18 protein-coding genes, 2 tRNA genes and 4 pseudogenes are annotated in these 22,757 nt (G+C 62.4%); 11 read left to right on the forward strand and 13 right to left on the reverse strand.

Features of this window, described 5'->3' with window-relative positions; genetic code table 11:
- Positions 1 to 79 precede the first annotated feature (79 nt).
- Positions 80 to 289, reverse strand: coding sequence for a cold-shock protein (locus ACXJKO_RS18550; RefSeq protein ID WP_457092563.1), 210 nt, complete (start codon positions 287 to 289; stop codon positions 80 to 82).
- 286 nt (positions 290 to 575) lie between these two features.
- Between ACXJKO_RS18550 and ACXJKO_RS18555 the strand changes: the two genes are divergently transcribed.
- From ACXJKO_RS18555 to ACXJKO_RS18565, 3 genes are all read left to right on the forward strand, one after another.
- Entirely contained in the window at positions 576 to 746 is a 171-nt protein-coding gene (locus ACXJKO_RS18555) for a transposase (RefSeq protein ID WP_457092564.1), read from the forward strand.
- 1,051 nt (positions 747 to 1,797) lie between these two features.
- A tRNA-Ile gene (locus ACXJKO_RS18560) sits at positions 1,798 to 1,873 on the forward strand.
- Positions 1,874 to 1,876: 3 nt separating this feature from the next.
- Positions 1,877 to 1,961, forward strand: a tRNA-Leu gene (locus ACXJKO_RS18565).
- Between the two features lie 845 nt (positions 1,962 to 2,806).
- Here ACXJKO_RS18565 and ACXJKO_RS18570 read toward each other — a convergent pair.
- The 3 genes and pseudogenes from ACXJKO_RS18570 to ACXJKO_RS18580 form a co-directional block, all read right to left on the reverse strand.
- Positions 2,807 to 3,310: a cold-shock protein gene (locus tag ACXJKO_RS18570; RefSeq protein WP_457092565.1), complete on the reverse strand. Its 504-nt coding sequence runs from the start codon at positions 3,308 to 3,310 to the stop codon at positions 2,807 to 2,809.
- Positions 3,311 to 3,886: 576 nt separating this feature from the next.
- A complete protein-coding gene (locus ACXJKO_RS18575; RefSeq protein WP_457092566.1) occupies positions 3,887 to 6,586 on the reverse strand; it encodes a DNA translocase FtsK in 2,700 nt (899 codons plus the stop codon).
- Between the two features lie 538 nt (positions 6,587 to 7,124).
- Positions 7,125 to 7,907: pseudogene (locus ACXJKO_RS18580) on the reverse strand (IS110 family RNA-guided transposase); the annotation flags it as partial.
- A 166-nt stretch (positions 7,908 to 8,073) separates the two neighbouring features.
- Between ACXJKO_RS18580 and ACXJKO_RS18585 the strand changes: the two are divergent.
- The 3 genes and pseudogenes from ACXJKO_RS18585 to ACXJKO_RS18595 form a co-directional block, all read left to right on the forward strand.
- Positions 8,074 to 8,610 (forward strand): helix-turn-helix domain-containing protein, encoded by a 537-nt coding sequence (locus ACXJKO_RS18585; RefSeq protein ID WP_457092579.1) that lies wholly within the window; start codon positions 8,074 to 8,076, stop codon positions 8,608 to 8,610.
- 136 nt (positions 8,611 to 8,746) lie between these two features.
- Entirely contained in the window at positions 8,747 to 9,007 is a 261-nt protein-coding gene (locus ACXJKO_RS18590) for a hypothetical protein (protein ID WP_457092567.1), read from the forward strand.
- Between the two features lie 359 nt (positions 9,008 to 9,366).
- A pseudogene (locus tag ACXJKO_RS18595) lies at positions 9,367 to 9,941 on the forward strand (IS6 family transposase); the annotation flags it as partial.
- Here the strand turns inward: ACXJKO_RS18595 and ACXJKO_RS18600 are convergent.
- The 5 genes and pseudogenes from ACXJKO_RS18600 to ACXJKO_RS18620 form a co-directional block, all read right to left on the reverse strand.
- A complete protein-coding gene (locus ACXJKO_RS18600; RefSeq protein ID WP_457092580.1) occupies positions 9,878 to 10,051 on the reverse strand; it encodes a hypothetical protein in 174 nt (57 codons plus the stop codon). The pseudogene ACXJKO_RS18595 and the gene ACXJKO_RS18600 sit on opposite strands and share 64 nt — an antisense overlap.
- A 446-nt stretch (positions 10,052 to 10,497) precedes the next feature.
- Positions 10,498 to 10,987, reverse strand: a pseudogene (locus ACXJKO_RS18605) (Hsp20 family protein).
- 306 nt (positions 10,988 to 11,293) lie between these two features.
- Complete coding sequence (locus ACXJKO_RS18610; RefSeq protein ID WP_457092568.1) at positions 11,294 to 11,497, reverse strand: hypothetical protein; 204 nt, start codon at positions 11,495 to 11,497, stop codon at positions 11,294 to 11,296.
- Positions 11,498 to 11,551: 54 nt separating this feature from the next.
- The gene (locus ACXJKO_RS18615; protein ID WP_457092569.1) at positions 11,552 to 11,890 is read right to left on the reverse strand and encodes a hypothetical protein; all 339 of its coding nucleotides are present in this window, start codon (positions 11,888 to 11,890) and stop codon (positions 11,552 to 11,554) included.
- Positions 11,883 to 12,557 (reverse strand): SOS response-associated peptidase, encoded by a 675-nt coding sequence (locus ACXJKO_RS18620; RefSeq protein ID WP_457092570.1) that lies wholly within the window; start codon positions 12,555 to 12,557, stop codon positions 11,883 to 11,885. The genes ACXJKO_RS18615 and ACXJKO_RS18620 overlap by 8 nt, the downstream gene beginning before the upstream one ends.
- A 257-nt stretch (positions 12,558 to 12,814) precedes the next feature.
- Here ACXJKO_RS18620 and ACXJKO_RS18625 point away from each other — a divergent pair, with 257 nt between their 5' ends.
- The 3 genes from ACXJKO_RS18625 to ACXJKO_RS18635 all read left to right on the forward strand — a co-directional run bounded on the left by ACXJKO_RS18625 (position 12,815) and on the right by ACXJKO_RS18635 (position 14,557).
- Positions 12,815 to 13,309, forward strand: a complete 495-nt coding sequence (locus ACXJKO_RS18625) for a DUF2382 domain-containing protein (RefSeq protein ID WP_457092571.1) — start codon at positions 12,815 to 12,817, stop codon at positions 13,307 to 13,309.
- Positions 13,306 to 14,274 (forward strand): YsnF/AvaK domain-containing protein, encoded by a 969-nt coding sequence (locus tag ACXJKO_RS18630; RefSeq protein WP_457092572.1) that lies wholly within the window; start codon positions 13,306 to 13,308, stop codon positions 14,272 to 14,274. The genes ACXJKO_RS18625 and ACXJKO_RS18630 overlap by 4 nt, the downstream gene beginning before the upstream one ends.
- Positions 14,275 to 14,356: 82 nt before the next feature.
- Positions 14,357 to 14,557, forward strand: a complete 201-nt coding sequence (locus ACXJKO_RS18635) for a hypothetical protein (RefSeq protein ID WP_457092573.1) — start codon at positions 14,357 to 14,359, stop codon at positions 14,555 to 14,557.
- A 64-nt stretch (positions 14,558 to 14,621) separates the two neighbouring features.
- On the opposite strand, the gene ACXJKO_RS18640 is transcribed toward ACXJKO_RS18635, so the two are convergent.
- From ACXJKO_RS18640 to ACXJKO_RS18650, 3 genes are read right to left on the reverse strand one after another with little or no spacing between them, the layout of a single operon-like run.
- The gene (locus ACXJKO_RS18640) at positions 14,622 to 14,999 is read right to left on the reverse strand and encodes a response regulator (RefSeq protein ID WP_457092574.1); all 378 of its coding nucleotides are present in this window, start codon (positions 14,997 to 14,999) and stop codon (positions 14,622 to 14,624) included.
- 38 nt (positions 15,000 to 15,037) lie between these two features.
- Entirely contained in the window at positions 15,038 to 16,837 is a 1,800-nt protein-coding gene (locus ACXJKO_RS18645; protein ID WP_457092575.1) for a PAS domain S-box protein, read from the reverse strand.
- Positions 16,815 to 17,045: a type II toxin-antitoxin system ParD family antitoxin gene (locus tag ACXJKO_RS18650; RefSeq protein WP_457092576.1), complete on the reverse strand. Its 231-nt coding sequence runs from the start codon at positions 17,043 to 17,045 to the stop codon at positions 16,815 to 16,817. Before ACXJKO_RS18650 ends, ACXJKO_RS18645 begins: the two co-directional genes overlap by 23 nt.
- Positions 17,046 to 17,216: 171 nt before the next feature.
- Between ACXJKO_RS18650 and ACXJKO_RS18655 the strand changes: the two genes are divergently transcribed.
- Positions 17,217 to 17,594: a response regulator gene (locus ACXJKO_RS18655; RefSeq protein ID WP_457092577.1), complete on the forward strand. Its 378-nt coding sequence runs from the start codon at positions 17,217 to 17,219 to the stop codon at positions 17,592 to 17,594.
- Positions 17,595 to 17,748: 154 nt separating this feature from the next.
- Positions 17,749 to 21,345, forward strand: a complete 3,597-nt coding sequence (locus ACXJKO_RS18660; RefSeq protein WP_457092578.1) for a PAS domain-containing protein — start codon at positions 17,749 to 17,751, stop codon at positions 21,343 to 21,345.
- A 145-nt stretch (positions 21,346 to 21,490) separates the two neighbouring features.
- Here ACXJKO_RS18660 and ACXJKO_RS18665 read toward each other — a convergent pair.
- Positions 21,491 to 22,198, reverse strand: a pseudogene (locus ACXJKO_RS18665) (IS6 family transposase).
- Positions 22,199 to 22,757: the final 559 nt, after the last annotated feature.

A 22,757-nucleotide genomic window follows, 5' to 3' on the forward strand; every position in this document is an offset into this window, starting at 1 on the left:
GGGCCCGACGAGCGCTCAACTCTGCTGTGGGGCAGTCGGCCCTCCACGGAGCGGCCTGATTGAGGGTATGCGGCTCTGATTAGGCCGTCTTCAGATCCACGGCCGATTCTTTACCGGAGCGGCGGTCCGCCTCAACCTCATAGGAGACCTTCTGACCTTCAGCAAGGCCACGCAGACCTGCTCGTTCAACCGCGCTGATGTGCACGAAAACGTCTTTGCCGCCGGTGTCCGGCTGGATGAAGCCGTAACCCTTCTGCTCGTTAAACCACTTCACTGTCCCTGTCGCCACGAAAGACTTCCCTCGGTTGTGCAGAATCGTGACAGGCCGCACTCAGTCCCCTTTCCGCTTTCGCGTCAGGCGGTGCAGCGTCTTACGTCAACGGTAATGTATCTGCTCAGCCGATGCGATCAAGTCAGTCTCCTTCGAAACTGAGAAGACGCCGACAGCCCAGAGAGCCCATGCAGGGATCGGTGGCACAAGGGGCAAGGCCTGCGCTCGTCTATGCCATGCGATCTGATGGTCAGAAAGAAAGCCTCTGCACTCCCTTGACAGACCAATCTCACGCGTCGGACCGGTGCATCTGTTGGTCGACAGCACCGGGCTGCAGCTGTGCGGACCTAGCGAGTGGGTGGTCGAAAAGCATGACACCTGTAGACGCCGATCCTGGCGCAAGCTGCACATCGGGGTCGATACCGGACAGATCCTCGCATCAGAGCTGACACTCTATGAGGTCGCTGCTGGCTAGCAGGACGGCAGCACGAACTGAAGCCACACAAGGGCTGAAATCCTCGGGTTTCAGCTGAAGCGATGTTAGGGCAAGGTCGCGCGTCACTCTTGAGGCTCACACTAAGCGCTGTATATCGACGCGATGGTTCCCATGATTACCTTTCCGGACACGCATGCTCTGATCCAGGAGCTGAGCAGGCGCCTTTGTAAGACCCCAACGGCAACGGCGACTCTTTTCGGGTGGTGCGAGGAGCATCGGCTTTCGAGCGGCCCCGTCACCGCTCTTTGCCGCCACCGTTGTCATCCCACTGCAACGGCGCGTGATGTGATCGCCGAACTCAACCCGCTCCCACGAGAATCGATTGCCTATCGCAGTGTCCAACTTGTCCGCGGTGGCCTTCCTCTGGTGGATGCAGAGAACTGGTTCATCCCTCACCGATTGACGCCTGGCATGCGAGAGGCGCTAGAGGCAACGGATGTCCCCTTTGGAGAGGTTATCGCTCCGCTCAATCCTACGCGGCGTACCCTCTCGGTGCGGACCCGAGATCTTCCCGGTGGAAGCCCCCTGAGCCATCTTTTGGAAAGACAGAGAGCTGAACGACAATATCCAGACGCAATCCTCAGCATTGATGCCATTGTGATCAGTGGAAGTGGATTACCTTTGGCTTATGTCAGAGAGAACTTTCGTCCTGAGCTCATCGCCAATCACTCGAGATCTTGCGCAGATCGAATCCGTTGATGCTTGCACCTGGCATCTTGGTGTACATCGTCCGCCGGTGCCACGAATATCAGCTGATGCCTTCGTCTGGGCAAACAGCGCAGAGGCCCCCCTGTCAATCATCGGAAACCACGTAGCGGCATTGCCGCCTGCGGAACTTGAGAAGGGACATTCTGCCTCGTCGGGAAGGCGCTATGACCTCAGAACATGGCATCGCTCTTCAAACAAAGTTCCGCCTCGCGGTTTTACCCATCAGGACCCGCAGGACGGGCTCTCTCCGTCACATCTCGAGCGTCCTGTGCCTTTCGTGGCACAGCCAAAGTCCTGCTGATCCGGCATCATCGGCGTCTGTGGGCCTGTAGCTCAAGGGTTAGAGCCGGCCGCTCATAACGGTCTGGTTGGGGGTTCAAGTCCCTCCGGGCCCACCACGTGCGGGCGTGGCGGAATTGGTAGACGCACTGGATTTAGGTTCCAGCGGCGCAAGCTGTGGGGGTTCGAGTCCCTCCGCCCGCACCAAAGACTATACGCATGGACAAATTGTGCGCGTAAAAGGTCGTCATGAATGCTCTGAGAGAGATCTACGAATGCCGCGGTAGGCAACACCTGCCGTTTCATTGAGCCCAACAGTGCTGATCCAGTTCAGCAGTGCTGGACGCAAATCCCGTGAATGCTCGATGTTTGCGGGCAGAGACCCCGTAACGGATGAGCCACGTCAAAAACAAGTAGCCCAAGCCATGTTCACAACGCAGCCCCTTCATGAGGCATGCTGCATTGCAAAGAGGCGTAATGCCGTCGATATCAGCAGTGGCTGATTTTTATCGCGGCACCGCATTCTTCCTCCCGGCGCTGCCGTATCAGCCGTTCCCTCTGGAAGGTTTGACTTATTGGTCGGACCTCTACTTTAGCCGGGCCTCGTGCCCGGCCTTTTTCTTTTGGTCCATGTCGGCTGGTAAGAGCCTTTTAGCGAAATGCTCAAGATCACGCATTTCGACTTTAGTGTGGGCTCGAAAGGAGGCGAGCGACCGACGCTTGCGGTGCCATCGGAGTGGTCCCGCTGCATGTCAACGACAGGGCAAAATGCTTTTACTCTCGCAAATTTGCTCTGTAGCGGACTCGGCGCAGCGTCGATCAAAGGCTATGATCACATCGAGATCGGGTATGAGCTTCACACCAGATCATATTCTGGCATGTGAAGTCCTATCGAGACTTCTTGTCAAAATGTTAATTATGCGAGATGTTATATTGCCTAGATGACCATCTTCCACTCTGCCTGCCGTAATCTCGACGATTTTGCCCAGACGGCGAAAACCGGCCAAGCCTACAAGGACGTATGCTGGCATAAAACGTCGTGCGACCCAGACCTACCCAGCCTCGATCGCCCCGACCTCACGCCCCTTGCGGCCCTCTGCGATGGAAACACGGACCGCTTGTCCTTCTGTCACAGCACCAAGTCCCGCCCGCTCGACAACTGAGATGTGCAGGAACAGGTCTTTGCTCTCACCCTCAACAGAGACGAACCCGTACCCTTTTGCGGGATCGAACCACTTCACTGTGCCGGTAGTCGTCCGAGGACCACCCTCCGGTCGAGCAGCACCTGGCCTGCCCTGCAGTCCACGCCGTGGCCGCTCAGGCGCGGCCGTACTGGCATCGACACTGAGGATCTCATTTACCTGCGAGCCCTTTTGGCCTGCGCCAACCTTCACCAGCAGTGTCGTGCCGGGCTCCAGAGCCGCATGGCCCGCCGCCTCGACCTGCCTGATATGCAGGAATGCCTCACCAGAGCCATCCGTCAGCTCGACGAAGCCGAAGCCCTTTTCCGGATTGAACCACTTAACCCGAGCCGCCACCTCGCTGCCGGAGGTCAAGGAACTTCCTTGCTGGCGTGCTGGCCGCTCGTACGATGGTGGAGGAGCGTTGTTGTCCCAAGGTTCGGCAGGTTGAGCGCCGAATTGACGTTGACGATCACGATGTTCGTTGCCCCGGCCCATCAGGAGCGCCTTCTACCAGTTGCTTGCAGTAGAAGACGTACCGCCCATAGGCCTGCGTTGCAAGAAGTCCATGGGGTCCAACAGAGCCTATGATGTCATTCGGCTTTAAACCCAGACCCTATTGCTCGCCAACCGTAAGCCTCTCGGTGGCTTGAGGTCTTTCTCAGAGTGAGAGGGTCACGAGCGCCGCCGACTGTGACCCCTCGTCATAGCTGTTTGTTTCGCATGTTCAGCCGGTTGCACCTGTTCTGATAGGGGTCAACGTTTCGGTGCCGATTTACACACAAGCAGCTTTTGGTCTCAGAAAGGGATCCCTAAAACGGAAGCCCTCGGGAGCACCAAAGGGCTCCCGAGGGCACGGTGTGGAGACGAGATGAGACCGGCAGGCTACACCGACTGCTAGAGGCTGAGACGATGCTCGTTCGCGTGTGCCAGTCCGGTCTACTGCCTGCCTCACTCCTCGTCTACTCCACCCGTTCCAATGAGGATCTCGCGCTTGCCCGCGTGATTGGCGGGGCCGACGATGCCCTCCTTCTCCATCCGCTCCACGAGCGAGGCCGCCCGGTTGTAGCCGATCTGCAGCCGCCGCTGGATGTACGAAGTCGAAGCCTTCTTGTGCCGCAGCACGATCGAGACGGCTTGGTCGAACAGCTCACCCGATCCCAGGCCCATCTCGCTCTCGTCAAAGACTGGAATTTCCTCCGGCTCCACCTCCTCGTCCTCGGCCGTGACTGCCTCCACGTAAACGGGCTTGGCCTGACGTTTCAGGTGCGCCACCACCTTCTCCACCTCCACGTCTGAGACAAAGGGTCCGTGCACGCGAGCGATGCGTCCGCCTCCCTGCATGTGGAGCATGTCGCCCTGGCCCAGAAGCTGCTCGGCGCCCATTTCCCCCAAGATCGTGCGGCTGTCGATCTTCGAGGTCACCTGGAACGAGATCCGGGTCGGGAAGTTCGCCTTGATCGTGCCGGTGATCACGTCAACGGAAGGCCGCTGCGTCGCCAGGATCACGTGGATGCCGGCAGCGCGCGCCATCTGGGCCAGGCGCTGGATCGCGCCCTCGATCTCCTTGCCGGCCACCATCATCAGGTCGGCCATCTCGTCGACGATCACCACAATGTACGGCAGCGATGTGAGGTCCATGACCTCTTCGGTGTATGTCAGCTCCCCTGAGTTCTTATCGAAGCCCGTCTGAACCGTTCTCGTGATGACCTCACCCTTTGCTCTAGCCTCACTCACACGAGCATTGAAGCCGTCGATGTTGCGGACACCGAGCTTCGCCATCTTCTTGTAGCGCTCCTCCATCTCACGCACAGCCCAGCGCAGGGCAATGATTGCCTTCTTCGGGTCGGTGACGACCGGGGTGAGCAGATGGGGGATGCCGTCATAGACCGAGAGCTCGAGCATCTTCGGGTCGACCATGATCAGGCGGCACTGCTCCGGCGTGAACCGATACAGCAACGACAGGATCATGGTGTTGATCGCCACCGACTTGCCCGAGCCGGTGGTGCCGGCGACCAGCAGGTGCGGCATGCGGGCGAGGTCAGTGATGACGGCTTCACCGCCGATGGTCTTGCCCAGGCAGAGGGGCAGTTTGTGTTTCGAGACCTCGAAATCTTCTGAGGCAAGCAGCTCGCGCAGGTACACCGTTTCGCGGGTCTCGTTGKGCAACTCGATGCCGATGGCGTTGCGGCCTGGGATCACCGCGACGCGCGCGGAGACGGCGCTCATCGAGCGCGCGATGTCCTCCGACAGAGCAATGACGCGAGATGACTTGATGCCGGGTGCGGGCTCGAATTCGTACAGCGTGACCACCGGGCCGGGATGGACGTGGATGACTTCGCCTTTGACGCCGAAATCGCGGATAACCTTCTCCAATCGTCCCGCCGTCTCTTCCAGGATGTCCTCGGTCAGCTCCGGTCCTTGGCGTTCCGGCGGTTCGGCCAGCAACGCAATGTCCGGCTTCTGATACGACCAGTTCTCTGTTGCAGCAGGGCGGGCGATCGGATGCCCCCAAGTCGACGGAGCGATTTCGGGAAGATCCACGATCGGGCCCGCCTCCTGTAGCGGTTGAAGCAGGGCAATCTCTGCCTGGCCCGGCCCTGTCGCAGCATCGGGCACGGGTACGTTCTTAATCCGCTCCTGAACCGGGACGGCCGCCTGATCAGGCGCCGGGCCAGGGACAGAGTCGACCAACGGTTCGGGCTGGGGCTGAAGGGCAACCTCCCCCGTCTGCGGTTTCTTGCTCACCGTCGGCAGGAGATCCTCATAGAGAGCGAGGTATCCGAGATCGACCTCCTCCCCGAAAGGATCCGACACGCTGGTCCCCGGAACCGCAGGGGTCGCTTCCCCTTCTGCAGTGGCGGCGACCCCGATCTCGGCGGCCGCTTCCTGGGGTCGCTCGGATGGCAGCGCCCCTGCAATGCCGGCGCCATACTCCGCTTCGGAAGCCCCATCCAGATCGGCTTGGCCTTTGTCGGTGACCTCGGCGACCACGTCGGGGTCCTCCAGCATCTGCCTATCGGCAGGGACGGCCGACAGGGCATCCAAATCCCCCGCGGGACGGACGCCGGTCATCCCATATGACATGCCTTGCCACGAGAACGAGACCGCCGCGGACGTCAAGCTGAAGGGCATGGCGGCCAACTCCAGCTGGGACCCCAGGTGTTGTTTCTGGTGAGGCGCCTCATCCGCGGCAGGGGCCTGCTGTGGCAACGGAAGCCGTGTCGCCGTCTCGATCGTCCGGCGCGCGGAACCAGCTGCCTCTCCGCGGCCTGCTTCGTCAGCCAGGGCAGCTTCCCTGTCAGCGAGAGATGCCAGCCGTTCTGATACCGGATCTTCGGACGCCAACGCCGACCGCAATTCCGCAATCTGGCTTCTGATAGCCGGCTCGGGAGCCCCGGCGGTCTCCGCACCGATGGCGGAGCAGACGTGCTCACCAGTCGAGTTGACAGCGGGAGCTGGGTGCTCCGGCTCCGTGGCCGGGGGTCCCGCATGGCCGTTGCGGGCTCGAATGACCTTATCCGGCGTGCGCGTGGCCTTCACGCCCTCGGCAAGAACGAAAGCCTGTCGCCACGGTGGCTCGTCACCTTCCGGAATCGGACCGGCTTCAGCATCCCTTCGACCTTGCCGCAGTCGCACGATGTTGGTCATCCTCGGGGCATCTTCCTCTCCGGGCAAAGGTGGCGGGCAGAAGGGGGGCTTACGGGTCGAATGCATGATCTCGAACGCTACTGAGAGGTGACCAGCCGTGATGATTCCGGCATTGGCATGACTCTGGGGGGCAAACTCTAAACAGAGGGTTAGGCTTTGTGGTGACTCGACCTGCCGGTTGTCCTTCCAAGGGCATTGTCCCGGGAACCCATTCGGGTCGAAATCTGGGATGGAGGCCTACGGCAGTTCTCGATCCGGCGGTGTGAGGCCAAGCGCTTTCAGGCCTTCCACATTCCCGATGTTTGACGTCACTCGCGGGTCCTTGCTTCTCTTCGGGATCAGCTCTTGGGCTCTCCCATGATGGGATCAGAAGAACGAGGCAGTCTAATCTGTCGCGCGTTCTGATCGCGCCAAGCGCAACCGACACAAGAACCCTAGCGAACTCATCTCATCCATCGTCCCGCAAGGGACGTCTCTCCACCGGCTGGCAGATCTTGGATCTCCTCCTCTTCGGGTGACAGGCCGTTCCGGTGAGTGATCAGGCGGTCGCCACGGCACTCTCCTTCCTCCCGCAGAACTCGGTGCCATCGCTCCAGAGGCGGTGCATGATGACGGCCAAGCGACGCGCCAGAGCCACGATGCCCTTTTGCAGGCCGCGCCGGCGGGCCACGTTCATGGCCTAGGCCTTCAGCCAGGACCACTTCTGCACCCGGTTCAGCAGCACCTGAGCTGCCTCATAGAGCAGCGCTCGCATCATGGCGTCTCCGCACAAAGAGACGCGTCCGGTGCGATTGCTCTCGCTGGACTGATTGAGAACCGGCGTGAGCCCCAGAGCTGGGCCGACTGCCTTGGAATTCTTGAACCGCGCCGGAATGTCGATCGTGGCGCTAAAGGCCAGCGACACCACAGGGCCAACACCGGGGATGGTCATCAGGCGCCGGCAGACGTTATCGTCCCGGACGATCGCCAACACTTTGCGATGCAGGATGGTGAAGCGCTCACGCAGGCTCTGACGGGCCTCGAGGAGGCAAGCCATGATCGTAGCCAGCTCCGGCAGACCGGCCACGAGCTCGCGGACCCRGTCCTCGAACCTGACCTTGCCAATGATCCCAACCTTGAGCCCAAAGTTGCGCAGCAGACCGCGGATGTCGTTCTCAATGGCAATGGCCTTTTCCTGCAACAACTTGCGAGCTGTCAGCAGGGCGCGCCGGTTCTGGCTGGTGAGCGTCTTCACATGCACAGGTCGGAACAGGTTGACGCGCATCATCTGAGCAATGCCACGAGCATCGTTGCGGTCGGTCTTGTTCACCTGCGCCTTCAGGAATTGATCCACCCCCATTGAACTGGTCTACCTTGAAGTATGTCTTGAGGCTCACAGGAGGACCACAATGCCCAAGAAGCGCCATAAGCCGGAAGAGATCGTCGCCAAGTTACGCCAGGTCGATGTGATGGTCTCACAGGGCCAGTCTGTTGCCGATGCCGTTCGCATGATCGGCGTGACGCGCTATGCGGTGCGCGACGCAGCGGGTGTCGTCGTGAATACTTTCAGATTCGACCTGACGCCACTCTATGCGCGCCGGGGCGAGTGGACGGCGATCACCGCTGAGCAGAAGCGTCAGAAGGAACATCTGCAACGCACGTTCGACGAGGTCACCATCTGCCGTCGTGCCGCCGAGGAGGCGCTCAATGCGCTGGCTCAGCATCATCCCGACATTGACCGCGAACAGATCGAGAGCAGCCTCGCTGCTCTGAAGGCCCGTACGCCCAAGCGTGCTGGACCGCTTCTCCCAGACGGGCTGGTCGAAGCGTGGAAAGAGGTCCGAAAACTTGCGGAAGATGCTTTCTATCAGGCGGGCTGTGGCGGCACGGATTGCCGACAAATAGAAGCAGAGAAAGGATCTCCTAGTGAGACTTGTGACAAGGGCATCCGGGCTCATGCTCAATCTGCCGATCCGATCCGGTTGCCGTCCCATCCGGTTGCAGTCCCAGCCTTTGCTGCCCAGGTCTGGCTAGATCAACCTTGAGGCAGAGTTGTTGGCATTGAGAAGGCGCAGGATGGCCTGAGGTTCTGCGGTGGTGTCAATTTATGGTTAACGCTTCATTGATAAGACTGACGCGAAAACAACAAAAGCCAACCGCAACTCTATGTGGAGGACAAAGGTGCTACAGCCTGACCCAACCCAAATTATTGAGGAATCGCGCCTTGATCGACTGCGAGAACTCCCGCAGTCGAAGAACTTGGAGCAACTTCCGGAAGCGTCCCATGCGGCAGCGGTTCTGATGAAAGCTGTCGATGACAATCTCGCCGGCCATCCACACATCACGGCCGACCCTGAACTTTATCAGCTAGCGTACAGAGCCTTCGAAGCTTTGTTCACGCTGCACCACGCACTGACCACCGAGCAGCACGGGTGGGCATGACGATGTTGCAAAAAATCTCAACCTACTTCCGGAAACCTGCATCGGCGCCAGTGGCAGTAGTACAAGTGGCGGATCTCGATGAGCGGATCAACGGGACGCGGTCGAAGCGTGCAAGGATCAGAGAGACCTTGCGCCGGTATGAGCAAGGTAGTCTGAAAGAGAACCAAGCGGTCGAGGAGCTTCTAAAAATCCTAAGGTGAGCACGCCTTTCGTAATGCTCGGCACAATGATCGAAGCTTACCAACGAATTGAAACGGAGACGATGGCTCTATCCGATCCATTGCAAAGCAGGTCAGATGCACAGCCGATGGCACCGTCAACTTAACCCGGAGGTGACCTAATGCTAGCATACGTAAGGGATGCAACCGACCTGTCTACCTCGCTATGCCCGGCACCGCTTCCCGGCTGAAGTGGTCAGCTATGCCGTCTGGCTCTATTTTCGGTTCCCGCTCAGCCTCCGGATGGTGGAGGAAATGTTGGCTGCCCGCGGCATCCTGGTCAGCCATGAGACAGTTCGGCAATGGGCGCTGAAGTTTGGCCAGAGCTTTGCCCACCAGATCCGTCACCATCTTCCGGTAGCCGGAGACAAATGGCATCTCGATGAGGTTGTGATCAGCATCGCGGGCCGAAAACATTGGCTGTGGCGAGCGGTGGACCAGCATGGAGTCGTGCTCGACATCCTGGTCCAGAGCCGCCGTGACACAAAAGCCGCGAAGCGCCTGCTGCGCAAGTTGCTCAAGAAGCAGGGCGTCGTTCCCCGGGTCATGATCACCGATCAACTCGCCAGCTACGGCGCGGCCAAGCGAGAAGTCATGCCGGGGTGGAGCATCGGCAGCATAAGGGTTTGAACAATCGTGCCGAGAACAGCTATCAGCCCATACGACGACGCGAGCGCATCATGAAGCGCTTCAAGTCAACCGGACAGGCCCAGCGCCACAGGATCTCACGCTTGCAATCCATGGTGAGACGGGGATGACGCACCACATCGTCGGGTGACGCGAACACAGACGCGGGGGCCACCAGGGCGCGATCTAAATTGGGCACGTCCCAAATTTCGCGTCGACGAGCGTTTGCAAGGAGCCAAGGCAGCGTGACGACGGCGCTTGGGGCCGGAGGGACAGAGGGCTCGGTTCTCATCCCACGCCCCGTCAACTGTGGCTGGAGTCCAGCGCCTCAGGGCATCGAGGATGTCGTCGATCACGACAACGGCACCCGAACCGGGGATTTGTCGCCATCCAGGCCGGCCTTCGACCTAACAGGCGTCCGACGCCCATTCAGCAAGCAAGGCCCGCTTCTCGCCTCTCGACAGGAGAGCATGCCCGAGCACCTGGTGCGGATGCGTGAAACCGCGGCTGGGTCTGTGACGGGGAAACGTACGCTCGCTCGCGATGTCGTCTCTGAAGGTTTGTCGCATCGATCCCTCCCAAATTGTGCAAACGGTCCAGCCTCGGGCAGGAGGCGCCCGAGGCTACTTCTTGCTGCCGGCTCGCTTACGCGGCCTTGGTCTTCTGTGGTTCGTGCTCGATTTGCTTCGCGTTGTCCTGCGACATCACAGGCTGAGTGTTTGTGGCGATCTCGATCCGGCGGGGCTTCAAGGCCTCGGGCACCTCGCGCACCCGGTCGACCGTGAGCAGCCCGTTCTCCAGGCTAGCCCCCTTCACCTTCACGTGGTCAGCGAGGTTGAACGTCTGCTTGAAGGCGCGGGTGGCGATGCCGCGATGCAGGTACTGCTTATCCTGCTCGGAACCCTTGTGTCCCGTCACCAGCAGGGCGGTGCCGTGCTGGGTAAGCTCAATCTCATCCGGGGAGAAACCGGCCACCGCCATGGTGATCCGGGACTGGTCGTCACCAGCCTTCTCGATGTTGTAAGGCGGCCAGTTGGTCATCGGCTCGACCCGTGCGGACTGATCAAGCATGTCAAACAGCCGGTCGAAGCCGACCGTGGAGCGGTACAGGGGGGGAGAGGTCGAAAGTTCTCATAGCCACATCCTCTTTGGAGCAACATGGATCCGAGAGCGCCGGACACCGCCGGCGCCCGTGTGCCAAGCTCACCTGAGCCTTGGCGACCATCGATTTAGGAACAGGATTTTGCGTCGTCAAGACCTTCGGACCTGCCGAAAAAATGTTGTCGACGGTCCTAAATCTTGGGATCACTCGGACGTGCTGCGCGGCTCAATCGAAATCCTGCGAGAGCTGGAGCGTCTCAAAGCGGGCGGGCCTTCCGGGGGGTTTTTGTCTGCCTGCGCATACATCTGGGAATGGCGCTCGAGGAGCATTTAACGGCGGTCAGGCGCACGGTTGCATTCGCGCGGACAGAAGCCCCCGCATCCTCTCGGCCCGGTCTGGCAGGTCGATCCAGTCCTTCACTTCGAAGTCCGCGATCCGCAGCGTCGGCGCGAAGCCGTAGTACGGCGCGAGGATGTCCGTCAGGGCGTCCCGGAACGCCCGTTGGCGGTGCCGGCCTCCCTCGCCGGGAAACAACGGCGGCATCGGGCGGCCGAATCCGCCACCCTCGAGTTTGGCTTTGGCGTTCGATCTCGCGATCTAGAGGTCGGCATCGAAAGGGAGCGGCACGTCGTCCTTATAGCGCCGCAGCGTCATCGCCCGGTAGGCGTTGAAGTGCTGCTTCTCGTCGACTTCGAGGATGCGCGGCGGCGAGCCCGGCACGACCAGGACGGCGTCGACCGTCCTGCGCTCGACCTTGCGCATTCCGTCGGGAAGCTCGAGCCACGTCAGCTCCGAATAGGTCGAGCGGACGAGGGACCAGCGGTCGCCGCACTCGGCCTGGCCGGGGCGCACGACCCAGTCCGGCGTCGATGCCGTGGAGGCTCCGAGGATGTCGGTGACGAGCCCGACGACGGCGTATTCGATCTCCTTAGGCATCCGAACCCGCGGCCGACCGGCCATCCTCCGGTTGGTCGCACCTTGCACCTTCGGCGACGATTTGGAGGGCGTCGTCCGGAAGCGGGCGCTGCAGCGTGAGCGCCTCCTCGGCCGGCGCGGTGAGCCAAGTCTCGTACTCCTCCGGGGTCGTCAGGATCACCGGCATGGCCTTTGGGTGGATCGGCCCGACGATGCCGTTCGGCTCGGAGGTCAGGAACGAGTAGAGCAGGTGCTCGCCCTCAACCGGCTCTGCCTTCGTGCCGCGCACGCCCGTCCACGGCCGCCAGATGCCGGCGAAAGCCGCCAGCGGACGATCCTTCGAAAGCGCGAACCACACGGGTGTCTTTCGCGGCTTGGTATCCCGGTATTCGCTGAAACTGGTCAACGGAATCAGCGCCCGACATTGGGGTTTCAACCAAGCGCGCCAGAATGGCGAGGCGACGTTGCGCACGTTGGTGACTGGTTGGTTGCCGACCTTCGGCGGCGGCGGGAAGCCCCAGCGCATCTGGATCAGCTCGCGCTCACCGTCGGTCATCCGGACAACCGGAGCCATCTGGTCCGGGAAGATCGCGGGCAGGGGAGGCACGTTGCCGGCGCTATCCCGGGCGACCTCGAAGGCGCGGCGCATGGCTTCCTGGGTGGTGTAGCTCGAATACAGATTGCACACGGGCGGGATCCTCCGGCGGGGCATGGCTGCCTTGGCTAAGCTCAAGCTTCTTTATAGAGGTGCTTACGATAGGGCGAATGAGTCGCAAAGCTACAGCAAGTGCTGGACGTCGCGGCCAGCCGATGCGCGGTCGCTTCCGCCGGCACACGGTCTTCAATGATGTGGCAGCAACCTTGTCGGTGTCACGCGCAGCCGGTCTCGCACCTCGGAACGCACGGCAACGCTGTACGTTACTCCATCTCCGCCGAGGAGCATCAATGGGCAACCTGACGACGTCACGACACGGACAGCACTCAGGCTCCGATCAAACCCCGGTCCCGGACGAGGCTGACAGGCGCGAAGCTCGGACGGTGGCGGAGGAAATCCTGCCGCTCGTCGAGGAGACCGCCACGGTCGAGAAGCGCGAGGTCGTGACGGGCAAGGTACGGGTGCGGACCATCACCGACACACTTGAAGAACTCGCTCAAGCCAATCTCCAGACCGAATCCATCGAGGTCACCCGCATGCCCATCGACCGGGTCGTGGAGGTCGCCCCAGCGGTCCGCACCGAGAACGATGTCACCATCGTCCCAGTGCTCGAAGAGGTGGTCGTCGTCCAGAAGCAGCTCGTCCTCAAGGAGGAGCTGCATATTCGTCGACGGGTCGAGACCGGGGCAGTCGAGGTGCCGGTCACACGACGCAAGCAGCGCGCCATCGTGGAGCGTGTCGCTCCAGATGGTTCAACCATCAACACGGAGAGAACAGACCCATGACTTCCAGTGCCAATCCAACCTATTCTTCTTCGTCCCGGCGACTGGTGACGGCGTTCTTCGACAGTCGCGGCGATGCCGAGGACGCCATTGAGCGCTTGGCCGACGCTGGTGTGTCCCGCGACAGCATCCGTTTTATGCCGGGCGACGAGCGCGACCCTTCCGATACTGCCGGTACATCCTACCCGGCCGAGTCCCGCGGCTTCTGGGACTCTCTGGGCGATTGGCTGCTGCCGGATGAGGACCGCAGCACCTATGCGGAAGGCCTGCGCCGGGGAGGTTACTTGCTCTCGGTCGATGCCAGCGATGACCGCTATGAGACCGTGATCGACATTCTGGACGACGAGGGCACCATCGACCTCGATGAACGTGCCGAGTCCTGGCGGTCAGAGGGATGGTCCGGCTCGTCGACGGCGGATGTCCTGTCCGGTTCGACGGCCAATCTGGCCACTGGCGCGGCCGGGACGACGTCAGGAGCTGCAAGCTCTGCGGATCGGCCGAGCTCTGTAGCGTCTGCCGGAACCAGCGCGAGCGCCAATGCCTTTGATACAGCCAGCCGAGCGGCCACGGGTGAGGAAGAAGTGATCCCGGTGGCCGAGGAGCGGCTCCGGGTGGGCAAGCGGGAGGTCGGCCATGGACGGGTGCGGATCCGCTCGTATGTGGTCGAGACCCCGGTCGAAGAGCAGGTGACCCTGCGTGAGGAGCGCGTGGCGGTCGAGCGGCGCCCGGCGGATCGTGCCTTGAGCGACGTCGACCAAGCCTTCCAGGAGCGAACGATTGAAGCCGAGGAACGGGTGGAGGAGGCAGTGGTCTCCAAGGAGGCACGGGTCAAGGAAGAGCTGGTCGTTCGGAAGGAGACCGAGCAGCGCACCGAGACCATATCCGATACGGTTCGTAGCACTGAGATCGACGTCGAGGATGAGCGTGGCAATCGGGTTCCCGGCAGCAAAACCACCGACCGGACCTAATCCCGCCTGACACAACCCATGATCGTGGTGAAGCCCGGAGCGATACTGCTCCGGGCTTCGGAAAGCGAGAGGCGAGACATCGATGTCCGATATGACACATCCCGGCCGCGCGATCCCCGAGGCGCTGACGTTTTCGCAACGCGAGAGCATCCGTATGCTGGGCACCGCCTTGCGCAAGCTCTACAAGGGCTACCTCAAAGAACCGCCGCCGGAGTGCTTCTTGCCCTTGATCGCCAAGCTTAGTGAGATTGACCAACGATTGGTGCCAGCCAACGACGCCTAGCCGTGAGGAGCTAGCATCCATGGGTTCAGGCCCGACGATGATAGGGAAGGATATATGGCGGATTTCAACTGAACGCTTCTCCGATTGCGGTCGTGATCTGCGCAAATTGGTAGGGTTTGGCTAGGAAACAGCCATGATCGGGAATATCGGCGTCCCGAAGGATTGTGTGACCCGACGTGACGAAGGGCCGGATGTCGGGCCAACGCTCAGCGACTAAGGCGACCAGAGCCATGCCGTCCATCGACCCTGGCATGTGAATGTCGGTGAACAGGGCGGCGATCTCGTGCGCCCTGGCTTCAAGCAGCTTGAGCGCCGCATCGGCATTGGCCGCTTCCAGAGCGTCGAAGCCAGCCTCTTCCAGCATGTCGACCGCGTTCATGCGGATGATCGGTTGCTCCTCGACGACAAGGACGTAGCGAGGAGCGGAATCGATCTCGGACATGTCAGCACAAAGCTCTTGTCTGGGAGAAGGTACCTGGCTCATGTGGCGGTCGCCCGAACGGAGGAAGCGGCCAAGCTGTCGAGCGGAGCCGTAATGGTGCACACCACCCCGGCCGGCTCGTAGCTGAGCGTGACATCGCCCCCGATATCGCCTGCCAAGCCGCGGGTGATCAGGCGTGAACCAAAGCCCTTGCGCTGAGGCTCGACCACAGTCGGACCACCGTGCTCCGACCAGCGTAGGGCCAGGCAGGATGGCGTCTCCTCCGTCACAGTCCAGACCAAGTCGACATGGCCGTGTTCGTTGGACAGGGCACCATACTTGACCGCGTTAGTGGCGAGTTCGTGCAGAACCAGTGCCAGCGATAAGGCCGCGTGGGAGCTGAGGCGTACGTGCGGGCCCCGAATCCGCAGGCGCTCCGGCTCGGAGGCGCGGTGTGGCTCGAGCACGCCGTGAACCAGCGCCCCGATTTCGGCTTCCTCCGCGCTCTTGCTGATGAGGAGGTCCTGGGCCTTGCCCAGCGCGATCACCCGCGCCGCCAGAGCTTCGCGGGCCACGTCCATGGACGGAGCATTGCGCAGGGTATGGGAGGCGATCGCCTGGACCATGGTCAGCACGTTCTTCAGCCGATGGCCGAGCTCGTGATGGACCACCTCGAGCTCCTGCTCCGCCCGCTTACGGCGGGTGATGTCGAGCATCGCGCCGATCATACGAAAGGGCTGGCCGGCCGCGTCCCGCACCATATAGCCGCGGTCAAGGACCGTCGCGTAATGGCCGGAGGCACATCGGAAACGGTACTCATGGCTCCATTCATCCCCATTGCCGGCGATCACGGCACGGATGTGGTTCTCAACCTCTTGAAGGTCGTCGGGATGGATCTGGGCGATCCACCACTCGCCGCTCGGCTCGATCTCGTGCGGGTTGTAGCCATAGGCGGTGTAGAGGGCCTCATTCCATTGGATGTGGTTGCGCACGAGGTCCCAGTCCCAGATCGCGTCGTTGGTGGCACGGGTGACGAGGCTGTAGCGCTCGACCGTCTCGCACAAGATGGATTCGGCCTGCCTGCGATCCGTCACGTCACGCGAGATGGCCAGGAGCTTCCCGGGTCTTCCATCTGAGCCGGCAATCGGCGTCACTTGGACGTCCCACCAGCGCGGAGTGCCCTTCAGCGTTTTGGCCAAGCCGCTAAAGCGCCCGGTGCCTCCAGCCCTGGCCACCGCCATGGATTCCTCAGCCGCGGTACCTCCGTCATCCTCCCAGAGGCTTGTCCACAGCCGGCCCTGCATGGCTGAGGCGTCATCCACCTCCATGCCCAACAGACCGCCCGCGTTCATGAAGTCGATCCGGCCGTCGAGGTCGAGGACTTTGATGCAGTCGCCTGAACTGTCCAGGACGCCGCGCAGGAAGGCTTCGCTCTGCCGGGTCTTCTCCTCGGCCAGCCTCTGCTCGGTGCGGTCACGCAGGATCTTGAGGTAGCCCTCGATGACATTGGTCTCGTCGTCGACGAGCGGCATCAGGGAGCCGTTGGCCCAGAAGCGCTCGCCGCCTTTCCTGACGTGCCAGCGCTCATCGGTGGCCCGGCCGTAGTCGCGGGCGATCGCCATCTCCTTGGCCGGAGCTTCCGCGTCCCGATCCTCAGGCGTGAAGAACAAGTTGGCGTGCTGCCCGAGCACCTCCGTTTCCGACCACCCCAGAACCTTCTCGGCCCCGCTGTTCCAGCCGGTGATCCGCCCCTCGAGATCGACGGTGATGATGGCGTAGTCGGTAGCGCTCTCGAGCAGGCTCTCGAGGAAACGTTCGCGGTCCGACTGGAGCAGCTTACGAAGCAAACGGGTCGGCATTGGGGCTCATGGATGACGGAGCGTCAGATGGTTGGGGCTCGGCACCGTCGATCCCAAGGACGTCCTTGCTTTCCTGGACCTGCAGGAGCCTCAAGGCAGCGCGGACGACCTCGCTGTTGTTCTGGTACCGCCCCGAGGCGACGCGGCCGGCAACGAAGCGTTCGAGTTCGGGCGTGAGCGAGACATTCATGGATTTGCGAATCGGCATGGAACAAACCATGGCCATACCGGTAGCGCTGTGTCAAAGGCTGATACAGTCTGGCTGGGCCTCGAATTGTCGCGGGACGGGTTCTCGGCCTTGGCGCTGCGGCTCGAGGTGAAACTACTGGATCCATTCCCGGGCGCAGGAACGAAGTCCACAAGTTGCGGTTGAATTAACATGGGTTATGAAGCGCCACAGAGACGGTTCGTTCTCATCGTCGACGACGAGAGCATCTTGCGCCTCAATGCCATCGACATGTTCGAGGATGCGGGCTTCGAGGTGCTGGAGGCCGAAAACGCGGATAGGGCCCTGCAACTGCTTGAGATCCACGCCGACGAAGTGACCATCTTGTTCACTGACATTCACATGCCGGGGAGCATGGATGGCATGGACTTGGCGCGGGAGGTCCACCGGAGGTGGCCGCACATCTTGCCCGTGGTGACTTCGGGTCGTGTGCGGCTCGGGGACAGAGACATCCCCGACAGCGGCCGCTTCATCCTCAAGCCCTATCGGCTCGCCGAGGTCGTTGGTGTCATCCGCGAAGCTTTGCGATAAGTTGTCGCCGCATCGGCATCCCGCCGGGCTTTACCATACCCCGCATCGACCCTATCTGATCGGTTCCCCCGAATTCAGGCCATGCCTTACCCGCTCTCGGCAAGGGAGGGGTTGCGAGCGGCACCACGAGAAGCCCGGAAAGAGCCCGAACGCGATGCACCCCAGCCTTGGACAGAACGGTAGACTGGACTTTCTTACGGGCGGCGGCGAGACGGGGGCACTGATCCGCGCGCACGATTGGGCGGCGACGCCATTGGGCCGGCCGGAGACCTGGCCGCAGCCGCTGAAGACGCTAGTCGGCATCATGCTCGGCTCGAACCAGCCGATGTTCGTCGCCTGGGGACCGGAACGCACGCTCCTCTACAACGACGCCTATGCCGAGATCCTCGCGCGCAAGCATCCGGCTGCCCTGGGTCATGACTTCCTGGACGTGTGGCAGGAGATCCGGGCCGACCTCGTGCCGATCGTCGAGCAGGCCTACGGCGGCAAGCCCGTCCACATGGACGACATCACCCTGATGATGGAGCGCAGGGGCTACGCGGAGGAGGCCCACTTCGCCTTCTCCTATACCCCCGCACGTGACGAGACCGGAGCCATCGCCGGGTTCTTCTGCCCCTGTACGGAAATCACCGGCCAAGTGATGGCCGAGCGGCGCCTCGCGGCCGAGACCGAGCGCCAGCGCCGGCTGTTCGAGCAGGCCCCCGGCTTCATCACGATCCTGAACGGGCCCGAGCACCGGTTCGAGTTCGTCAACCAGGCCTACAGGCGCCTGTTCGGCGACCGCGACTTTGTCGGCAAGACTGTGCGCGAGGCCTTCCCCGAGATCGGGGAGCAGGGCTTCTACGATTGGCTCGACCGGGTCTACGCCACCGGCGAGCGCTTTGTTGCCGGGCATGTCCCGGCCCGCCTGCAAGCCTCCCCGTCCGAGCCGGCAAGGGAGGTCTTCCTCGACTTCATCTACGAGCCCGTCAGGGACGAGCACGGCCGCGTGACAGGTATCTTCTGCGAGGGCCACGACGTCACTGAGGCCTACCGGGCCCAAGCGGCCCTCGAGGCTAGCAACGCCCGCTACACCAGCGTGCTCGATGCCATGAGCGAGGGCTTCATCGTCCTCGACGAGGAGTACCGCATCACCGAGATCAACGCCGAGGGCCTGCGGCTGGATGGCCGTCCCGCGGACGAGCTCATCGGCAGCACGCACTGGGAGGTGGCACCTGCGTCGATCGGCACCCCGGTCGAGGCGGCCTACCGCCGCGCGATGACCGAACGCGTCCCGGTCGAGCTCGATCACCACTACATCGATCCGGCCACGAGCCACGATCTTTGGCTGGCGCTGCGCATCTACCCGGTCCCGGGAGGGGTCGCCGCCTTCTACCGCGACGTCTGCGCGACCCGGCGGGCCGAGGCGGCCCTGCGCCGGAGCGAAGCCGAGTCCCGTCAGACCGCGACGCTGCTGGAGCAACTGATCGAGACCGCCCCCGACCCGATCTGGACTAAGGACGGGGAGGGGCGGTTCGCGCTCGTCAACTCCGCCGCCGCCGCGGTGATGGGCCGTCCCCGGGAGGCGCTCATCGGCCTGCGCAACCGCGACCTGCTCCCGCCGGACATGGCCGGCTTCTACGATGCCGAGGATGCGCGAATCCTGGAAGGGGAAGCGGTCAACGTCGAGGAGGTCATCCCGGACCCTGATCGCAGCCGCGGGCGGACCTTCCTCAGCGCGAAGGTTCCGATCCGGTCGTCCGGCGGTGCGGTCATCGGCGTGCTGGGGCTGGCCCGCGACATCTCCGGACGCAAGGAGGTCGAGGCCGAGCGCGACCGGGCGACGGCGTTGTTGCGCAGCTTCTTCGAGGCGGTGCCGGGCGTGGTCTACGTCAAGGACCGCGGGGGGCGCATGCTGATGGCCAACCGCGGTACCACCGAGCTCATCGGCAAGCCGCCGGAGGAGTACTTGGGCAAAACCGATGCCGAGTTCCTCGGCGACACGGCGCAGGGCGTGGCCATCATGGCGAACGACCACCGCATCATGCAGGGCGGCGAACTCAGCCAGGTCGAGGAGGAGGTGCGTCTGCCGGACGGAACGCTCGCGACGTGGCTGTCGACGAAGGCGCCGCTGCGGGACGAGGCCGGCGAGGTGATCGGCCTGATCGGCACCTCGATCGACATCAGCGAGCGCAAGCAATTCGAGGCCGCCCTCAGGGAGAGCCGGAAGAAGCTGCGCCGCCTCAACGAGACCCTGGAGCAGCGCGTCGCCGAGGCGACGGCAGAACGCGACCGGGTCTGGCGCAACTCGCGCGACCTGCTCGCGGTCATGGGCTTCGACGGGTACCTCAAGGCGATCAACCCGGCCTGGGAGGCGACGCTCGGCTTCGACGAGGCGACGCTGCTCGCCATGCCGTTCTGGGAGCAGGTCCACCCGGACGATCACGCCGCGGTCGGGGCGCTCGTAGAGCGGCTGCGAAGAGGGGAGGCGGTTGCCCGTTTCGAGGATCGGCTGCGCCATGCGGACGGCTCATGGCGGTGGATCGCCTGGAGTCTCGTTCCGGAGGGCGAGGTGTTTTATGCGAGCGGCCGGGATGTGACGGCCGAGAAGGCCGCCGCGGCCGAGCTGGAGCTGGCGCAGGAGGCGCTGCGCCAGAGCCAGAAACTGGAGAGCATGGGTCAGCTCACCGGAGGCGTGGCGCACGACTTCAACAACCTGCTGATGCCGATCATCGGCGGCCTCGACATGCTCCAGCGCCGTGTGACGGATGAGCGGTCGCAGAGGCTTATCCAGGGAGCACTCCAGTCGGCTGAGCGGGCCAAGACGCTGGTGCAGCGGCTGCTCGCCTTTGCCCGCCGCCAGCCGCTCCAGCCCACGGCCGTGGATCTGCCCCAGCTCATCGAGGGCATGGCCGACTTGGTGGCCAGTACCTCGGGACCGCGGGTGAAAGTGGTGGTCGACGCGAGTGAGGGGCTTCCGCCGGTCAAGGCCGATCCCAACCAACTTGAGATGGCGATCCTGAATTTGGCCGTAAACGCCCGCGACGCCATGCCCGACGGAGGACAGCTCACGATCGCAGTGGCCGAAGAGTCGCTACGATCCCGCCACCGTTCGCAGTTGCCACCGGGCCGCTATGTGCGGCTATCCGTCTCCGACACCGGCGTCGGCATGGACGGAGCAACGCTCGCACGGGCCATTGAGCCGTTCTTCTCCACCAAGGGCATCGGCAAAGGCACGGGGCTAGGTCTCTCGATGGTGCATGGGCTGGCCGCCCAGCTTGGCGGCGCACTCACGATCCAGAGCAAGCCAGGGGTTGGGACGAGCGTCGAACTGTGGCTGCCAGTGGCGGCTGCGACGCCGCACGATCCAGGACAGCGGGCCGATGTCGTGAGCCTGGCCGAGGCCGGAACAGCGGTTCTCGTTGACGACGAGGACATCGTGCGGGCGAGTACAGCCGACATGCTGTCGGACCTCGGCTACGCGGTGGTCGAGACGTCATCGGCGGAGGAGGCGCTGGCGCTCATCGAGGGCGGGCTCGAGCCGGACGTCGTCATCACCGACCACCTCATGCCCGGCATGACCGGCACGGAGCTGGCCCAGATGTTGAAGCAGGCGCGGCCTAGGATGCCGGTCCTGATCATCTCGGGCTATGCAGAGGACGAGGGCATCGCGCCGGACCTACCGCGGCTGACCAAACCCTTCCGGCAGGGCGAGTTGGTCGCAAGCCTGTCGACGTTGACAAAGGCATCCTTGGATAGACCGCAGGATTAGCATTGCCGGCGTCAGGCGAGCTCGCGCCCCGCACCTTGGACAATGCGTTTAATCAAGACACCTGCCCCACTTTGCAATCGGAGGACTTGACACGGCACTGTCAGGTTAACGGGTCGACGTCACAGAGCCTCACGGGTTCAGCCAGTCAGAAGGCAGCAACAAGGCCGGTCACTTCGGTCCAAGTTGTAAAGGCCTGGGCTCGGGAGGTGCAATGTTCTGCGGCAGTAGTGTTAGCAGGGCGGTGGAAGAGGTTTGCGACCTGATCATGAGTTGAGAGAAAGCGCTGGGCCTGCCCGGCTGATTTGAAGGCTTCATAATGCGTTTGCGTCGTCGGGTCGGCTGATGAGAGTTCTCCGCTCGATTATTTAAGCCTTTGTGCTGCCGATGCTCCACGCCAGGCATAACCGTCTTTTTCGCGGCGGCGTAGCTGGCCAGCTTATCGGTGATCATCACCCGAGGAGCTATGCCCTGCTTCTTGAGCAGCTTCCGCAGCAGGCGCTTGGCGGCTTTTGCATTGCGGCGGCTCTGAACCAAAATGTCGAGCACGATCCCATGTTGGTCGACCGCGCCAGAGCCAGTGCTTTCGGCCTGCAATGCTGATCACTACCTCGTCGAGGTGCCACTTGTCGTCGGGTGCCGGAAGCTGCCGGCGGATCTGGTTCGCAAACCCCTGGCCGAACTTCAGCGCCCATTGCCGAACTGTCTCGTGGCTAACCAGGATGCCGCGGGCAGCCAACATTTCCTCCACCATCCGAAGGCTCAGAGGAAAGCGGAAGTACAGCCACACGGCATGGCTGATCATCTCAGCCGGAAAACGGTGACGGGCATAGCGAGGATGGAGGGTCGATTTCATTCCTTGCTTATGCCAGCATCCCCTCAACTCGACGTTAACCTGACGGTGCCGCCCCCAGACATGGAAACGGCAAAGTGCCTATGATTTCGTAGGCGGGCGATCTCATTCAATGCCGCTGAAGGCTATTCGCCTGTCTGACGCAAGTAGCGCGTGCATTGACTGATGGCGCACTTGGTGAGCCAACATACAATAAGCCCGCCTCTCAAGACTTCTTGACAAAACTCTCGTTCGACGAAATTCGGCAAGCCTGCGGTCCGGGCCGCCATCTTCCGGCACACTACGGAAGAAGTGCAAATGTCCGTTAGCGATGGCGAAGCCGCTGTTCYTGAAGGGTAGGGGAGTTTCCTACTTTGACCGAGGCTGTGTCAAAACGCAGATAGCGACCGAGTGAGATCACCTCTGTGGTCCTCTGATCGGCTGGAGCACGAGAGCCAGCGGCCGTTTGGCTCCTCGACAAGGCTGGACGTCAGTCTCCCTGATGTCCGAGCCATCGTGATCAGCTTGGGGTCTAAAGTGATGCCCCCTCAGGACTGGATGGCTGCCAGCAGCGGTCCAGGAC

Source organism: Microvirga sp. P5_D2 (assembly GCF_054049475.1).

Excerpts from the sequence above, each read along its gene's own strand:
- ACXJKO_RS18610 (WP_457092568.1), bottom strand. The coding sequence starts at position 11,497 with ATGCCGCCGTTGTTTCCCGGCGAGGGAGGCCGGCACCGCCAACGGGCG.
- ACXJKO_RS18625 (WP_457092571.1), top strand. The coding sequence starts at position 12,815 with ATGGGCAACCTGACGACGTCACGACACGGACAGCACTCAGGCTCCGAT.
- ACXJKO_RS18640 (WP_457092574.1), bottom strand. The coding sequence starts at position 14,999 with ATGTCCGAGATCGATTCCGCTCCTCGCTACGTCCTTGTCGTCGAGGAG.
- ACXJKO_RS18650 (WP_457092576.1), bottom strand. The coding sequence starts at position 17,045 with ATGCCGATTCGCAAATCCATGAATGTCTCGCTCACGCCCGAACTCGAA.
- ACXJKO_RS18635 (WP_457092573.1), top strand. The coding sequence starts at position 14,357 with ATGTCCGATATGACACATCCCGGCCGCGCGATCCCCGAGGCGCTGACG.
- ACXJKO_RS18615 (WP_457092569.1), bottom strand. The coding sequence starts at position 11,890 with ATGCCTAAGGAGATCGAATACGCCGTCGTCGGGCTCGTCACCGACATC.
- ACXJKO_RS18630 (WP_457092572.1), top strand. The coding sequence starts at position 13,306 with ATGACTTCCAGTGCCAATCCAACCTATTCTTCTTCGTCCCGGCGACTG.
- ACXJKO_RS18660 (WP_457092578.1), top strand. The coding sequence starts at position 17,749 with ATGCACCCCAGCCTTGGACAGAACGGTAGACTGGACTTTCTTACGGGC.
- ACXJKO_RS18655 (WP_457092577.1), top strand. The coding sequence starts at position 17,217 with ATGGGTTATGAAGCGCCACAGAGACGGTTCGTTCTCATCGTCGACGAC.
- ACXJKO_RS18645 (WP_457092575.1), bottom strand. The coding sequence starts at position 16,837 with ATGCCGACCCGTTTGCTTCGTAAGCTGCTCCAGTCGGACCGCGAACGT.
- ACXJKO_RS18585 (WP_457092579.1), top strand. The coding sequence starts at position 8,074 with ATGATCGGCGTGACGCGCTATGCGGTGCGCGACGCAGCGGGTGTCGTC.